At 63.9% G+C, this 16,559-nt stretch carries 7 protein-coding genes and 1 pseudogene; 6 read left to right on the top strand and 2 right to left on the bottom strand.

Annotated features, from left to right (window positions below; all coding sequences use genetic code 11):
* Positions 1–79: 79 nt before the first annotated feature.
* Entirely contained in the window at positions 80–3,727 is a 3,648-nt protein-coding gene (locus tag ECTOBSL9_RS10015) for a hydantoinase B/oxoprolinase family protein (RefSeq protein WP_063464916.1), read from the top strand.
* A 67-nt stretch (positions 3,728–3,794) separates the two neighbouring features.
* Here ECTOBSL9_RS10015 and ECTOBSL9_RS16970 read toward each other — a convergent pair whose 3' ends face one another.
* Positions 3,795–5,141, bottom strand: coding sequence for a sensor domain-containing diguanylate cyclase (locus ECTOBSL9_RS16970; RefSeq protein WP_063464917.1), 1,347 nt, complete (start codon positions 5,139–5,141; stop codon positions 3,795–3,797).
* Positions 5,142–5,311: 170 nt separating this feature from the next.
* Here ECTOBSL9_RS16970 and ECTOBSL9_RS10025 point away from each other — a divergent pair, with 170 nt between their 5' ends.
* Positions 5,312–9,943 (top strand): acyl-CoA dehydratase activase-related protein, encoded by a 4,632-nt coding sequence (locus ECTOBSL9_RS10025; RefSeq protein WP_063464918.1) that lies wholly within the window; start codon positions 5,312–5,314, stop codon positions 9,941–9,943.
* A 158-nt stretch (positions 9,944–10,101) separates the two neighbouring features.
* Positions 10,102–10,401, top strand: a complete 300-nt coding sequence (locus ECTOBSL9_RS17540; RefSeq protein ID WP_156500089.1) for a hydantoinase/oxoprolinase N-terminal domain-containing protein — start codon at positions 10,102–10,104, stop codon at positions 10,399–10,401.
* A 7-nt stretch (positions 10,402–10,408) separates the two neighbouring features.
* Here the strand turns inward: ECTOBSL9_RS17540 and ECTOBSL9_RS17545 are convergent.
* Positions 10,409–10,885 (bottom strand): annotated as a pseudogene (locus tag ECTOBSL9_RS17545) (RBBP9/YdeN family alpha/beta hydrolase); the annotation flags it as partial.
* A 310-nt stretch (positions 10,886–11,195) separates the two neighbouring features.
* On the opposite strand from ECTOBSL9_RS17545, the gene ECTOBSL9_RS10035 reads away from it, so the two are divergent.
* The 3 genes from ECTOBSL9_RS10035 to betA all read left to right on the top strand — a co-directional run bounded on the left by ECTOBSL9_RS10035 (position 11,196) and on the right by betA (position 16,481).
* Complete coding sequence (locus ECTOBSL9_RS10035) at positions 11,196–12,509, top strand: pectin acetylesterase-family hydrolase (RefSeq protein WP_063464920.1); 1,314 nt, start codon at positions 11,196–11,198, stop codon at positions 12,507–12,509.
* A 202-nt stretch (positions 12,510–12,711) separates the two neighbouring features.
* Complete coding sequence (gene betT / locus ECTOBSL9_RS10040; protein ID WP_063464921.1) at positions 12,712–14,787, top strand: choline BCCT transporter BetT; 2,076 nt, start codon at positions 12,712–12,714, stop codon at positions 14,785–14,787.
* Positions 14,784–16,481, top strand: a complete 1,698-nt coding sequence (gene betA / locus ECTOBSL9_RS10045) for a choline dehydrogenase (RefSeq protein ID WP_063464922.1) — start codon at positions 14,784–14,786, stop codon at positions 16,479–16,481. Before betT ends, betA begins: the two co-directional genes overlap by 4 nt.
* Positions 16,482–16,559 lie beyond the last annotated feature (78 nt).

Here is a 16,559-nt window from a genome sequence, read left to right on the forward strand (position 1 = left end):
CCGACGAGTGCGTCATCCCAGCGGCTACAAGCCGGAGGAGTAGTACAATCCTGGTTGTTCGAGGCACTGGGGAATCATCATGCAGCATCGGCAGGCAGACCGCTGGCAGTTCTGGATCGATCGGGGCGGCACGTTCACCGATGTGATCGGCCGCAGGCCGGACGGCACCATGGTCATGCACAAGGTGCTTTCCGAGCACCCGGAGCGCTACCGTGATGCGGCCCTGCAGGGTATCCGCGATCTGCTGGGCCTGAAGCCGGACGACGCCATTGTGCCGGAGCGGCTGGAGTCGGTGAAGATGGGTACCACCGTGGCCACCAACGCCTTGCTGGAGCGCAAGGGCGAGCCCACGGTGTTCGTCACCACCCGGGGGTTTGCCGATGCGCTGCGCATTGGCTATCAGAACCGGCCGGACATCTTCGCCCTGGACATCCGGCTGCCCGAGCAGCTCTACCGGCGGGTGGTGGAAGTGGACGAGCGCATCGCCGCCGACGGCACGGTGCTCGCCACACCCGATCTGCAGCAGGTGCGCACTGCCCTGAAAGAGGCGCGGGCCGCTGGCTGTACCGCCTGTGCCATCGCCTTCATGCACGGCTACCGCTACACCGCCCATGAGGAACAGGTGGCCGCCATCGCCCGCGAATCCGGTTTTGAGCAGGTCAGCGTATCCCACCGGGTGAGCCCGCTCATGAACCTGGTGGGCCGGGGGGATACCACGGTGGTGGACGCGTACCTCTCGCCCATGCTCAAGCGCTATGCCGAGCAGGTGGCTTCGGAGCTGGGCGGCACCCGTCTGATGTTCATGAAAAGCGACGGCGGGCTCACCGATGCCCGCTGGTTTGAAGGCAAGGACGCCATTCTCTCGGGGCCGGCCGGCGGCATTGTCGGCTGCGTGCGCACCGCGATGATGGCGGGTTTCGAGCAGGTCATCGGCTTCGACATGGGCGGCACATCCACGGACGTGGCCCATTACAACGGGGAGTTCGAGCGCAGCTTCGAGACCGTGATCGGCGGAGTGCGCATGCGTGTGCCCATGATGCGCATCCACACCGTGGCCGCCGGCGGTGGCTCGTGCCTCGGGTTCGACGGCAGCCGCTACCGGGTCGGCCCGGACTCCGCCGGGGCGGACCCGGGGCCGGCCTGCTACCGCCGTGGCGGCCCGCTCACCGTGACTGACTGCAACGTCATGCTGGGGCGCCTGCAGCCGGCGTTCTTCCCGCGGGTGTTTGGCCCCGATGGCGACGAACCCCTGGATGCCCAGGTTACCCGCGAGGCTTTCCGTGAGCTCGCCGAGCGGATCCACCAGGAGACCGGCGACACGCGCAGCCCGGAGGCGGTGGCCGAGGGCTACTTGCGCATTGCCGTTGAGAATATGGCCAATGCCATCAAGCAGATCTCGGTGCAGCGGGGGCACGACGTCACCGGCTACACCCTGAACTGCTTCGGCGGGGCCGGCGGCCAGCATGCCTGCCGGGTCGCCGAGGCCCTGGGCATGGCGCGGGTGCTGATTCATCCCTTCGCCGGGGTGCTGTCCGCCTATGGCATGGGCCTGGCGGATCTCACCACCCTGCGGGAACTGGCGGTGGACGAGCCGCTGCAGGCCGACACCCTGCAGCGGCTGGCGCCGCGCCTGGAACAGGCCGAGAGCGCAGGCCGGGAGGAGCTCCTGGCCCAGGGCGCCCCCGCTGATGGCCTGCGTGTCGTGCACAAGCTGCAGTTACGCTACGAGGGTACCGACACCGCGCTGCTGGTGGATCACGGTGATGCGGACAAGGTTCGGGCAGATTTCGAGACCCTGCATCGCATCCGCTTCGGTTTCACCATGCCGGACAAGCGGGTGTTGATCGCCGCTGCGGTGATCGAGGTGATTGGCGGCGATGGCACGCTCAGCAGCGAGCCCGAGCAGTCGCCGCGTGGTGCAGGTGACAGCCTGGAGACCCTGGGGCACGTGGAGGCCTGGATGGAGGGCGCCTGGCGCACCGTGCCCGTGTACGACCGCGAGACCCTGGCCCCTGCGGACCGCATCGACGGCCCGGCCATCATCCGCGATCCGGTGTCCACCATTGTCGTGGAGCCTGACTGGTCCCTGCGCGTGAACCCCTATGGCCACCTGTTGCTGGACCGGCAGGCCGCGACGGCGGTGGCCAGCGTGGGCACCGAGGCGGATCCGGTGATGCTGGAGGTCTTCAACAACCTGTTCATGAGTGTGGCCGAGCAGATGGGCGTGACGCTGCAGAACACCGCCCAGTCCGCCAACATCAAGGAGCGGCTGGATTTCTCCTGCGCCGTGTTCGACGCCGAGGGCGGCCTGGTGGCCAATGCCCCCCACGTGCCAGTACACCTGGGTTCCATGGGCGAGAGTGTGCGCTCCATTATCACGGCCCGCCAGGGCACGATGCAGCCTGGCGATGTGTTCATGCTCAACGACCCTTACCAGGGCGGCACCCACCTGCCGGACATCACGGTGGTGACGCCGGTGTTCGATGATGCCGGCGGCGAGATCATCTTCCATGTGGCCAGCCGTGCCCACCATGCCGACGTGGGCGGTCTCACCCCGGGGTCCATGCCGCCCCACAGTCGCCATATCGACGAAGAAGGCGTGCTCATCACCAACGTGCAGGTGCTCGACGCCGGAGAGTTGCGGGAACAGGCCCTGCGTGATCTCTTCGGCGGCGGCCCGCATCCGGCCCGTAACATCGAGCAGAATCTGAGTGACCTGCGCGCCCAGATCGCCGCCAACAACTGCGGCGTCAACGAACTGCACCGGCTGGTCGGCCAGTACGGCCTGGATGTGGTGCACGCCTACATGGCCCATGTCCAGGCCAACGCCGCCGAGCAGGTGCGCCGGGTGCTGGACGTGCTCGGCGACGGCACCTGGGAGAAGCGCCTGGACAGCGGCGCCGTGGTGCGGGTGGCCATCCGCGTGGACCGCGAGGCCCGCTCGGCGGTGGTGGACTTCAGCGGCTCAAGCCCCCAGCAGGACAGCAACTTCAACGCCCCCCGCGCGGTGACCCGGGCGGCGGTATTGTACGTGCTGCGCACCCTGGTCCAGGACAACATCCCGCTGAACGACGGCTGTCTGGAGCCCATCGAGCTGGTGATTCCGGAGGGCTCCATGCTGAGTCCGCGCCATCCCGCTGCGGTGGTGGCCGGCAATGTGGAGGTGAGTCAGGTGGTGACCGACGCGTTGTATGCGGCCCTGGGGGTGATGGCCAACAGCCAGGGCACCATGAATAACGTCACCTTCGGCAACCAGGCCCACCAGCACTATGAGACCCTGTGCGGCGGTGCCGGGGCCGGTGACGGCTTCCATGGCGCCAGTGCCGTGCACGTGCACATGACCAATAGCCGCCTCACCGATCCGGAGGTGCTGGAGACCCGCTTCCCGGTGCGGCTGGACGGCTTCGCCGTGCGTCACGACTCCGGTGGTGACGGGCAGTGGCGGGGCGGCGACGGCGTTGAGCGCCGTCTGCGCTTCCTGGAGCCCATGACGGTGGCGGTGCTGGCCAACAGCCGAACGCAAGCGCCGGCGGGGATTCAAGGCGGCAGTGACGGGGCCTGCGGCGAGCAGTTTGTCCTGCGCGCCAGCGGCAGCCGCGAAGACCTCGGCGGCACGGACCTGGCCGAGATGAGTACCGATGACGTGTTCGTGATCCGCACCCCTGGCGGCGGCGGATATGGCGCCGGGCAGGTGCGATGCAAGCCGCTCCATAAGCGCACGATATGATGGATTTTTGGGAAATGCGGGAAACAGGAGGCGAGCGCTGCATGGCCCATCAGCTTTCGACTAAATCCTAGTCCACCTGGGACTCGGTACAAACCTGATTGCGGCCGGCTGTCTTGGCCGCGTAGAGCGCCATGTCGGCACGGCTGACGAAAGCTTCATGGCTGTCGTGTTCTTCAAGATGTGAAGAGGCAAGGCCGGCACTGATGGTGATGCGGAGCGAGTGCTGGCGGATCAAAAAAGGCGTCGTTTCGATCTGCTGGCGCAGGCGTTCAATAAAACCCCTTGCCTGGGCTACATTGGTATCGGGCATCAGGATCAGAAACTCTTCACCACCCCAGCGCGCGACCCAGTCGGACTCGCGGGTACTGGCATGGAGCACCCTGGCGACCTCCTGGAGTAGTTGATCGCCCACCAGATGACCATAGGTGTCGTTGACGCGCTTGAAGAAATCCAGATCAAGGATGGCGATGGCGTTTGGGCGTTGTCCCCGCTGCCCTTGTGCCTGAATGCCACGGATCACATGCCACATGCCACGCCGATTGAGCAGCCCGGTCAGTGGATCATGGTCGGCATGGTAGGCGAGGCGCAACTCGGCCTCCTTGCGCCGGTGAATGTCGATCCGCAAACCGCTGACTGCAACGGCGACCCCGTCTGGATTGCGTTCATAAACGCGCGCGTGGTCCTGTAGCCAGATCCAGCGTCCATCACGGTGCCGGAAACGGTACTCGGCGGTGAAGTCATCCAGGCCACCGTGGATGACTTGCCCCGTTTGGTCGGCGAAGGCCGCCAGGTCCTCGGGATGGACGTTCGTCCGCCACCACGCGTCGGTGATGACGACCTCGCCGGGTTGATAGCCGATCTGGGCCAGATAACGCTGGTCCGGGAACACCTGGCCAGTGGTGAAGTTGGCGGTATAAGTGCCGATGCCGCCAGCCTCAAGGGCAAGCTCGAGCATTCGTTGCGTCTGCAGGAGCTGCAGTTCCGCAAGTTTGCCGTCGTGGATGTCGCGACCGACACCGATAATGGCAGTGACGTTTCCCTGCTCATCCAGCACGGCCACATCGGACCAGCCGAACCAACGCCAGCCATCCTGAGTCAGGGCCCGCTGTTCCAGATAGCAGCGGTGCGGCGGGTGGTAGAGCTTTGCCATTGCGGCATCGGTCCGCGCCTGATCATCGGGATGAACCAGGGGCATGAAACGTTGGCCAATCAGGTCCTCTTCGCGCTCACCGAAGGTCTTGCAATAACCAGGGCTCACGTAGAGGAAGCGGCCCTCGGTATCGACCTTGACGATCAAGTCGTTCTGCTGCTCGACCAGGAGTCGGTAATGCTCTTCACTGCCGGGCAGGGGGGCGGTGGATGCTGGCGGCGCCTTGCCACTGGGCGGCGGCTGGCTCGGTGGACGCTGATCCATTGTGGCTTGCCTCCAGTCTCGGCACCGGCAGGAGTATGGTCAACACGTCCTTTATCGCATGCCGACAGCCAACCTGTACAGTTGGCAGTGCGCAACCCGGCATGAACACTCGGATGGGATTCATATCGAGACAAGTTGAGACCTGGCGCCGGCAGGAAGACAATAAACGCATGTTGCGAAACGATTCGCCCAAGCTCTACATTGATGCCGGGCTCAGCCAGGTGAGGGCGGTACTGTACGTCCACGGGTCACCGGTACGTGAATGGGATCTGGCGGCTACCGGTGAATTGCCCAGGCAGGTGCAGGATAGCGGCCTGAGCGCCGCAAGCCAGGACAGCGCCGTGCGCATCACCGGCAAACTCGCCGAACCGGTACGCCAGCTGCTGGGTCGGGGTACCCTCATCCTGCCCGCCGCAGCCCTGTGGACTGCCCTGCGTGAGCGCCAGCAGCGTGACTATCCCGGGCAGCGGCTGGGCCTTCTGGAGATCTCCGCTTCCGGCTATCTGGCCCTTGCCCTGGATTGCCACGGTGGCACCGGTGACACCGGTCTGGTCACCCACCCCCGCTGTGGTGCTGGCTCCGGCACCAACCTCAACCGCGTGCTGCAAAAGCTGGATGTTCCCCCAGAGGCCGTGGACACGCTGCTCGCCGAATACCTGGGCGACACCGGTCAGGAGCGGCGTTCGGCCCTGCCGGTGCGGGCCGATCGCTGTGGCGTCTTTGGGGCCTCGGCCACCATCTCCGACAAGAACCAGGGTATCCCGGTGGCCCATGCCCTGGCGGTCACCCTGAAGTCCGAGGTCAACAAGGCCTGTCGAAGGCTGCCGTTGCCTGTGGACCGGGTGCTGCTGTGTGGCGGCCTCTTCCGATGGGCCTTCGCCCGGGATTGCGCCGTGGATGCCCTGACCGCCGCCGGTGTACCCCACATCACCCACATGGCCGACGCCAACCTGACGCTGGAGGGGTTGCAGGCGCTGGATGAATCGGTGCCGGATGCGGCCATCGACCCATCCCCACCTGCGGCTGTGGCGTCGGCATTTGATTACCCCCCTTTCACCACCCTGGAATCGCAATTGCAGGAACGGGACCAGTTGCGCCGTGTGCCCGCGCCCGCGTTGGACCCGGATGACTGGCCCCCGGGCCATCCGGTGAACATCGGCCTGGACGTGGGTTCCACCATGGTCAAGATGGTCATCGCCGATGCCGAGGATGGCCGCCTGCTGCACGCCGCCTCCCAGAGCAACGCCGGCGAGACCATCGCCACGCTGAAGGCCCTTTTCACTGCCCTGCAGGACGTCGGCCACCGCCACCTGAACTTGGGCCGCATCGGCATCACCGGCAGCGCCCGTTATCAGGTGCGCGAGGCCCTCACCCGGCTTTATCCGGCACTTGAGGGACGGGTGGCGGTGATGGTGGAGAACTACGCCCATGCCCGAGGCTCCCTGGAGGTGGCCCGCGAGCATGTGCGCGCGTTGGCCGAGGCCGGGCATGACGTGGACACACGCTGGTGCATCCTGGTGGATATCGGCGGAGAGGACACGAAGATCTCCACCCTGTTGCTGGAGCGCGGCGATCTGTTCGACAACGCCATGAACATCAAGTGCTCCGCCGGCACCGGCAGCCTCATGGACACCCTGGCCGGCCTGTTTGGCCTGCCCTCGGCCCGCGAGGCCTACGAACAGGCCCAGGCGGCGCCCGGCGCCCATGACCTGGATGCCACCTGCTCAGTGTTTCTCATGGAGCATGCCCGTACCCTGCAAGCCCGTGGCGTGGGCAACGATGTGATTCTCGCCTCCGCCTGTTGGGCGGTGGTGGAGAACATGGCCCGCACGCTATGGAACCAGATCCACCTGCCGCCGCAGGCCGTGGTGCTGCTGCACGGTCAGCCGATGCTGGGTCGGCCGCTCCCAGCGGCGGTAGTCAGCCGCCTGCAGCGCCTGGTGGGGGCGCCAGTCCATGGCCTGGTGCCCCCCTTGCCTGGTCACCGTGCCTGCCTGGGCCTGCTGCCGGCACCGGTACAGACCCAGGACGCTGTCAGCGTGGACCTGGACACCTTTATCCAGCGCGAGTACGACAAGCGCATCATCACCTGCAAGGGAGCCGTCTGCGGTGATCCCGGGGCCCGTTGCAACCGCACCGCCCTGAAGACCATCGATCCCTTGCAGGGCACGCTGCGCCTCACCCTGGGTGGCTGCAGTGCCATCAACGAGGCCACCGGCCGCAAGGGCGTGCGGGCGTCGCCCCGGGTGGCCGATCCCTACCAGGCGCTCTGGCGGCAAAGCGACCAGCGCCTGCCGCGCAGCGAGGCAGCGGACCGACTGGTCATCCCCAGGGCCTTTGCCATTTCCGAATGGGCGGTTTTTTTCGCCGAGTTGTTCACCCAGCTGGATCTGCCCGTGCATGTGGACAATCCGCAAACCGACGATGTCCTGGCCGGGCAGTCGCGATTTCGCGTGGATACCTGCGCCCCGCATCTGGGGGCCGTGGGCCAGTTGACCCGACTGGCGGGCGAACCCCACGGCTATATCCTGGCACCGCAGATCGAGTTCCTGCCGCTGACCGGGGCCGGACTGGGACGCAGTTGCACCATCAATCAGGGAGGACTGGCCACTGCGCGGGCCATGGCGCAGGAGGCCCACCCAAGGGCGCGAATTGAGCTGTTTCACCTCAACCTGCGCCATCCCGATGCGGCCGCCCTGGCCGCCCAGCTGTGGCCGCAGTTGCGATCGGTGTTCGCCCATTACCACCTCAAGATCGACCGGACCCGCCTGGAGTCGGCCATCGACCAGGCGCTGGCGGCCCAGCGGGCCTGGCGCCAGGCCCTGCAGGACACCCTGGCCGACCAGTTGGAAGAGGCCATGGCGGATGGTCAGGAGATCGCGCTGGTGCTGGGCCGGGAATACATCCTCACCCCGGGGCTCTACGACAGCCACGCCGGTCGCCTGCTGCGGGACCGCGCCCTGGTGCCGGTGCCCGCCCATGTGCTGGACGTGACGGCGGATGACGACCTGGCCCATCTTTACTGGCGCAATCCCCAGGTCATGACCACTCTGGTGAGGGCGGTCAGCCGGCGCCGGCTGCATACCCGTCTGCGACATCGCCGCCTGCGGCGACTGTTCCAGCAGCTGGAGGCCCCGGACCGTCAGCCACTGGCCCTGGTCTTCGTGTCCACCTTCCTGTGCGGCCCCGACAGCGTCACCCTGCCGCTGATGGCGGAGTTTGCCCGGCAACGACCCTTCCTGCTGATCCAGTCGGACGCGGCCATCCAGGAACTGGCCCACCTGGAGAACCGGGTCAACACCCATGCCCAGCAGGTGCGGCAGTATCTCTCCCAGGGAGTGTGGCAGGCCCCGGAGGAGGGCTTCGAGGTTCAGACCCTGGAGCGGTTCACCGATCTCTCCGACGGCATCGACCCGGATCAGGACGTACTGGCCCTGCCCACCCTGGCGGACAACCGCTTCGTGACCTCGGTGCTGCACAGCACCCCGCTGACCTGCCTGGACAACTACGACGATACCTACGACCTGGAGGCGACGATCCGCCATGGCCGCGCCGCGGCCGGCGAGTCGGTGTGCGCCCCCCTGGCCGCGGTCTACGGCGACACCCTGTCCCTGGTGGAACGCTTTCGCCGCTTGCGGCAGGACCCGCAATCCCCCCTGTACGGCAAGCGCCGCCTGCTGGTGTTCAACAACAAGGGGCTGGGCCCCTGTCGCCAGGGTCAGTACGTGGAGACCCACAAACTCCTGTTTCACCGCAGCCCGGGCGACATCCGTGACGAGGTCGGCGGGGGCGAGGCGGAGGATCTGCTGAGGTTTCTGGTGGCCCTGGAGGATCGGGGTTTTGACGCAGGTCTGGGCAAGGCGGTGTTGCTGCGTTGCATGCAGGGCGCGGTGCTGCAGGGCGTGTGTCACCAGTTATTGTTCGAGGCAGCGGCCCGCTGCCCCGACACCGATGCCCTGGCGCGTCTGCGCCATGACCATCGTGCCCTGACGGCGGCCATCTTCCAGCGACAGCGTGAGTTCAAGGCACCGGAACGCTCGTGGTCCTGGTGGCCGGCCTGGAACGGCCACCGACGCGAGTTGCAACGGCCCTTGCGGGATTTTGCCGGGCGCTGGCTGGCTCGGCCACCGGCCACGGCGTCGCCGCTGAAGATCCATGTGGAAGGGGAGACCTACATGCGGGTGGCCCAGGTGGAAGCGCTGTTCGACTGCCTGCTCAGCCTGCTCGGACCGGGCCGTTTTCGCCTGACCTACACCCCGGTGTGGTCCTATCTGGACTACAAGAACGCCAGCCGGCGCTGGCGCAGCCTGGAGACGGTTCGGCAAAGCCACGTCCGGCTGTCCCGTGCCACGGATCCGGATACCCGGTCATCGCTGCGTCGCCTGCGCAACGCCCGCGCGGGTCGTTATCTTGGGGCCCTGGCCGTGGAATGGGGCTTTCGCCAGTGGCTGGCCCGCCCCCTTTACCGGGCGGCAGGCCTGCCGATGCCCGAGAGCATGACCCGAGCATTGAACCGCTCCCGGCGACTGATCCCCACCGGTCGTCCGGGCGGAGAGCTCTCCCCCTACGTGGGCGAGGCCCTGGGGAAACTGGAGGCTGGTTACGACATCGTCTTCAACGTCGCTCCCGAGGGCTGCATGGTATCCAGCATGGGGGATGCCATGAGCGGGCGCCTCACGAAAGAAGCCGGCGGCCGGGGCCGCATCCAGCCCCTGTTCTCCGCCCAGGGTACCCTGGACGAAGACCTGGTCGCCCAGGCCCTGCTCCAGGCCGTGGGCCCCGAGGGGCTCTATCGTCGCTAGAGCCGAGCGGTGATGGCAAAAGGCAGGACGGCGACACTCGGTATCGACCTTGGCGATCAAATCGTTCTGCTTCCCAGCCCGGGTGTAAGTGCTCTACCGGATGCATGTATCCTGCGTCCAGATGAGTACGATCCCGGTTGTTCCAGGCACCGGTGAAAATGATGCAGCATCGGCGGGAGGAGCGCTGGCAGTTCTGGGTCAACCGGGGCGGCGCATTCACCCATGTGATCGGTCGCAGGCCGGATGGCAGCGTGGTCATGCACAAGGTGCTTTCCGAGCACCCGGAGCGCTGCCGTGATGCGGCCCTGAAGGGTATCCGCGATCTGCTGGGCCTGGAGCCGGGCGACGCCATTGCGCCGGAGCGGCTGGAGTCGGTGAAGACGGGTAACAGCCTTGCTGTAATCTGCGCAGCAGGTCCAGCCCCTGTGGCCACGGCCCGAAGCCCGATTCCACATTGATGTGTCCGGCCCTGCCGATATGGATGACCTGACTCTCCCATCGGGTGATCCAGGGGGTGAGTTTGGAAGTCGGCATCCAGGGGTCGTTATCGCTGGCCACCACCAGACTGGGAAACGATAAGGGATGGGCAGGCAGTCGGGGGGCGAGGCTCTCGGTCGGGGCGGATGGGGACCGTATGCCGAAGGGCGAAAATCGGTCCGGATCTGCCGGTGCAACCAGCATGGCCCCGGCGACCTTGGAGGCAACGTGATTGGCGGCGGCGACCGTCGCCAGGCAGCCGAAACTGTGTGCCACCAGCCACACCGGCCCTGTTGATCGCGTGATGGCAGTGCTCACGGTTTCGGCCCAGCGACCAAGGACCGGGGACTCCCAGTCGATGCCGATGACCCGGCGGGCATCGGGAAGCTCGGATTCCATCCAGGTTTGCCAGTGTTCTGCCTCACTGCCGTGATAGCCGGGTATGATCAGTGTGGTAGGAGTCATGAGAATGTTCCTGAGCGATCTCGGCCCTCACTATAAGGGGTATTGCGAACTGTCAATAAATGATTGATCGTTGTGATTTGAGGTCGTTTTGGAATAAGGCCACCTGCAAGTCCTGAGTTCACGCGAGCAGTTCCGAAAGTCATTGACATACCGGATGCTGGGTGTCTTAAGCTCGGGGGACGTCGTGAAGCGTCTGGTGGGGCGCTCCAATACCCTGGAGATGCAGACCGCCCAGGGGCGACCCTTTGGCCTAAAGGGTCCAATCACGGCGCGGGGATAGTTGGATGATGGTAGCAAGGGAGAAAGCAGCATGTTCCAGTTGAAAAAAGCGTTGAATGCGGGCGTATTACTGCTGAGCCTTGGGGCAGTCTGTTTCGCACCAGCGGCGGTCGCGGGCAATACCTGGCAGCGTATTGATGTTCCGGACAGTATGACCGTGTTGCTCGCGGACGGAAGCCAGCGGGATGTTTCTCCATCATGCTCAGGCGGGCCGACCCTGATTGACCCGGCAAAGCCGCCTGGACCCGACAACCTCGCACCGGCGGACACAGACTTTGCCTTCTTCGTGCAGCAGGGCAATCCCAACCGCATCCTGTTCTTCATGGATGGAGGTGGCGCATGCTGGAACGCTGAGACCTGCATCGGTTCGCCGCTGATCGGAGAGTCCACTTACGTCCAGACCGTCGACGGGATGTTAGGAGACTTGGCTAACATCGGCGGCGTGCTCGATTCTGACAACCCTGGTAATCCCTTCGCCAACTACACCAAGGTCTTCGTGCCCTACTGCACTGGCGATATCCACTTCGGGACCCGAGATACAGAGTATGAACTCACCACCGATACAGAGTATGAACTCACCACCGAAGGAGGATCGCTGCACTGGACGATCCACCATCGTGGTGTTGACAACCTTCTGGCCACGATTCACATGCTGAACACGAGTGTGAGCAGGAACGGGAAGCGGTTGGTTGTGGATTTCGCAAGCGCGAAGGACGTTACCGTGACCGGTCTCAGTGCAGGGGGTTATGGCGCTACGCTGGCTTTCGGCTATATCGCCGAGCAAACGAGTCCCCGCGCGCGTCTGAATCTGATCTCGGACTCCTCTCTGGGTGTGCAGACCAATGATTTCTATGCCCACGCGCTTTACGATGGCAGCGGTAATGAGCGCTGGGGCATTGTAGACGGACTCCCGTCCTGGGTGCCTGCCTTCAGTGACCCCGATGCGTTCCTGAGCAGCGCCTCAGGGAACGCGCTAGCCTTTAAGCCATTGATATTCCAGGCGCTTGGTGATTATCGGCCCGCCGCACGCCTGGCTTCGGTATCGCCGAACTTCGATGGCGTGCAGATTGAATTCTATGCAGCCTCCCGCCCCGAAGGTACACCTCAGGAAATCGCCTCTGATTGGTATGACGGACTGCAGACCATCATCTACCAGACGGCGTCCGTACCGAACTACAGATTCTTCATTGAGGATGGCAGTTTCCATACCTTCCTCGCATCGGATGAGCACTTCTATGCGGTGGGTGCACTGGGCATTTCCCTGCGGGACTGGATCAACGCGATGATCAAGCCCGGAAACCGGGCATGGGACAACCTCGACGCAGGGAAGCCTGCCCTGCAGTGAAAGCACGCACCCGCCTTGCTACGGGCTGCTCCAAAACGACTTGCCGGGATGGACTACATGAACCCGGTTTTCGTGGGCAGTTGAAGAGCATGTGTCGTTTTGTCGGGTGGTGAATAAATCACTGGACAGGGGCGGGAGAAGTGGTGTTTAACTTTCCTGTAATCCAGACACTCTTCAGCCGGGTGGGTTACAGGAGGGGGATATGGCTCAGGAAGCAGAGGGTAGGCAGGTACCTCAGCAGGGGTTGAATCATGTGGTTTTTTATGGCGCGGCCGTCGGTATCATCGTGTTCGCGCTTTGGGCGATGCTGTTTACCGAGCAGGCCAGTGCGGTGATCGGCGGTGTACTGGCCTGGATTTCCAATACCTTTGGTTGGTTCTATTTTATTGCCGTGGTCGCCTACCTGGTGTTTGTGGTGGCGATCGGGCTTTCACGCTACGGCAGTATTCGTCTTGGGCCGGAACACTCGCGGCCCGATTTCAACATCGTCACCTGGGCGGCCATGCTGTTTGCCGCAGGTATCGGCATTGACCTGCTGTTTTTCTGCGTGGCCGAACCGGTCAGCCATTATCTGGCACCACCGGTGGGTGAGGCAGGAACCGTCGAGGCTGCCCGCCAGGCCATGAGCCTGACCTTTCTTCACTGGGGTCTTTCAGGGTGGGGTATCTACACGCTGGTGGGCATGTCACTGGCTTTCTTCAGTTACCGCCACGGCCTTCCGCTCACCATTCGCTCCGCGCTTTATCCAATCATTGGAAAGCGTATCTATGGGCCGATTGGGCATACGGTGGATATTGCTGCCGTGCTGGGCACGGTGTTTGGCATTGCCACGAGTCTCGGTATTGGCATTATCCAGCTGAATTTTGGGCTCAATTACATGTTCGGCATCGCCGAAAGCACGGTCACGCAAGCTTCTCTGGCGTTGATGATCGTGGTTTTTGCTGCCATATCGGCCATCACCGGTGTCGAGCGCGGCATCCGGCGATTGTCTGAGTTCAATATGCTGCTGGCACTGTTGCTGATGCTGTTTGTGCTGTTTTCCGGCAAGACGGTGCTGTTGCTGAACGCCCTCGTGATGAATGTCGGTGACTACCTGTCGAGCTATGTCAGTCTGTCGTTCAATACCTATGCCTTTGATCCGCCCACCGACTGGCTCAATGCCTGGACCGTCTTCTTCTGGGCCTGGTGGATTGCCTGGGGGCCGTTTGTTGGCATGTTCCTGGCGCGGATCTCGCGCGGACGCACGATCCGCGAGTTTGTCGCCGGCACGCTGATTCTCCCTCTGGCCTTCATGATGGCCTGGATGGCCACCATGGGTAACAGTGCCATCGACCTGGTCGCCACTGGCAGTGGCGTGGAGAACTTCGGCGAGCAGGCCATGAACAACCCCGGCTCATCCATCTACCTTTTCCTGGAGAGCCTGCCCTGGACGGGGGTGACCACCATTGTGGTGAGCATTCTGGCCATCGTCTTCTTCGTCACCTCGGGCGACTCCGGGTCACTGGTGTTGTCCAACCTGACGTCCGTGATTCGAGACCCCAACGAGGACGCCGCTAACTGGATGCGCATCCTGTGGGCTGCCATCATCGGGCTGCTGACCCTTGCCCTGCTGATGACTGATGGCCTGGAAGCCCTGCAGAGTGCAGTGGTGATCATGGGGCTGCCCTTTGCCGTGGTGCTGTTCCTGATGATGCTCGGTCTGTTCAAGGGTCTCAGGCTGGAGGGGCTGAAGTTCGACAGTCACCAGCGGAGTCTTTCCGGCCATCTTTCTGGACGCACCGGACGGGTCAGCCAGGATGGATGGAAGAAGCGCCTGGCGCGTGCCATGCACTTTCCCAGTCGCGATGAGGCGCAACGCTTCCTTGCCGAGACTGCCCGACCGGCCATGGAGCAGGTGCGGGATCAGTTGCAAGAGCAGTCCATCAAGGCTGAAGTTAAGTTCGAGAAGGGTGAGTCATTGCATATCGCGCTGACCGTTGATCTGGGTGGTGAGCAGGACTTCACCTACCAGATCTGGCCGTTCAAGGCGCGCATGCCCGCATTCCCACTGCGCGCCACCCGGCCCCGGGCCAATTACTATCGGCTTGAAGTCCACCTCAGCGAAGGGGGGCAAGGTTACGATGTGGCCGGCTACAGCAAGGAGCAGTTGATTGCCGATGTGCTTGACCAGTACGAACGCCATCTGGACTTCCTGCATTCCCGGCAGCACAGTCTCGGTGGCCATACGCAGGTTCCCGAGGGGCCTGACAAGGCCGCAGGAAAGGAGTCGAACTCATGACTGAGTCACGCTTTGAAGAGGCATTCGACTACATTATCGTGGGTGCCGGTTCTGCTGGCTGTGTGCTTGCCGATCGGCTCAGTGCCGACGGCCAGTACTCGGTGCTGGTCCTGGAGTTTGGCGGTAAGGATAGTTCGATTTTTATTCAGATGCCCACGGCTTTTTCCATACCGCTGAACAAGCCGAAGTATGACTGGGGCTTGTACTGCGAGCCCGAGCCGGGCCTGGCGGGCCGGCGCCTGCACCATGCCCGTGGCAAGGTGATTGGCGGGTCCTCGTCGATCAACGGCATGGCCTATGTGCGCGGTTGTGCAGGAGACTTCCAGGAGTGGGAGCAGGCGGGTGCCAAAGGGTGGGGCTATCAGGATGTGCTGCCCTATTTTCGCCGTGCCGAGGATTGTGTGTACGGCGCGGATGATTATCGCGATACCGACGGCCCGGTCGGTGTGTGCAATGGCAATAACATGCGCAACCCGCTTTATCGCGCCTTCATTGAGGCAGGCCGACAGGCCGGCTATGGCGAGACCAGCGATTACAACGGCTATCGGCAGGAAGGCTTTTGCCGCATGGACATGAGTGTGCGCAACGGGGTGCGCAGTTCGACCGCCAATGCCTACCTCAAGCCAGCACTCAAGCGCAGCAACCTCACGCTGCGCATGCATGCGCTGACCACGCGGGTGGTGATGCAGGGCAGGCGAGCTGTTGGCGTGGAGTACCGGCACAAGGGCCAGGCTTACCGGGTAGGCGCCAATCGCGAAGTCATCCTCAGTGCCAGTACCTTCAATTCACCCAAGCTGCTGATGCTTTCCGGTATCGGTCCGGCAGGTCAGCTACGTGAGCACGGTATCGAGGTGGTGCACGAACTGGCCGGCGTGGGGCAGAACCTGCAGGACCATCTGGAGGTCTGGGTGCAGCAGCGCTGTACGCAGCCGATCACTCTCAACGGCTGGCTGAATCCCTTGGGCCAGTTGCGGATTGGTGCTCAATGGTTCTTCGCCCGTTCCGGCCTGGGTGCGACCAACCATTTCGAGTCCAATGCCTACATCCGCAGTCGGCCCGGTCTGAAATGGCCGGATCTGCAATATCATTTCCTGGCCGGGGCCATCGCCTACGATGGTAGCAAGGCCGTCAAGGGTCACGGTTTTCAGGTGCATCTGGGGGCCAATAAACCGCTGAGTCGCGGTGCGGTCACGCTGAAGTCCGCCAACCCCGAGGAGGCCCCGCGACTGGTGTTCAACTATCTGCAGGAAGAGGCCGACCGCCAGGCCTATCGAGACGGTGTGCGACTGACGCGCGAAATATTCGCTCAGCCCGCTTTCGATCCATACCGTGGCGATGAGGTCTCACCGGGGCCGAGTGTGCATACTGATGATGAAATCGATGACTGGGTGGCGCAGACGGCCGCAACCGCCTACCACGCCTGTGGCACGTGCCGCATGGGCGAGGACGAGAACGCAGTGGTCGACTCGCAGTGTCGGGTGCGTGGTGTGGAGGGGCTGCGAGTGGTGGATTCATCCATCATGCCCACGGTGACCAACGGCAACATCAACGCACCCACCATCATGATCGGCGAGAAGGCCGCCGACCACATCCTGGGCCGCGATCCGCTGCCACGCTCCGAGGTGCCTGTGTTCGAGCCAGACGGATGGCAGCAGCAACAGCGTGAAAACGGGCCTGGGGTGATGTCCAGCTAAGACCTGAGAAGACGGGGAGATGAGGGGCCGCTGTCGGCTCTTAACGATGCGGGGCGGGCAGGCGGTCGGGAGGCGAGG

Source organism: Ectothiorhodospira sp. BSL-9, assembly GCF_001632845.1.
Lineage (GTDB): Bacteria > Pseudomonadota > Gammaproteobacteria > Ectothiorhodospirales > Ectothiorhodospiraceae > Ectothiorhodospira.

Coding starts and splice junctions, on each gene's coding strand:
- ECTOBSL9_RS10015 (WP_063464916.1), top strand. CDS start 80: ATGCAGCATCGGCAGGCAGACCGCTGGCAGTTCTGGATCGATCGGGGC.
- ECTOBSL9_RS16970 (WP_063464917.1), bottom strand. CDS start 5,141: ATGGATCAGCGTCCACCGAGCCAGCCGCCGCCCAGTGGCAAGGCGCCG.
- ECTOBSL9_RS10025 (WP_063464918.1), top strand. CDS start 5,312: ATGTTGCGAAACGATTCGCCCAAGCTCTACATTGATGCCGGGCTCAGC.
- ECTOBSL9_RS17540 (WP_156500089.1), top strand. CDS start 10,102: ATGATGCAGCATCGGCGGGAGGAGCGCTGGCAGTTCTGGGTCAACCGG.
- ECTOBSL9_RS10035 (WP_063464920.1), top strand. CDS start 11,196: ATGTTCCAGTTGAAAAAAGCGTTGAATGCGGGCGTATTACTGCTGAGC.
- betT (WP_063464921.1), top strand. CDS start 12,712: ATGGCTCAGGAAGCAGAGGGTAGGCAGGTACCTCAGCAGGGGTTGAAT.
- betA (WP_063464922.1), top strand. CDS start 14,784: ATGACTGAGTCACGCTTTGAAGAGGCATTCGACTACATTATCGTGGGT.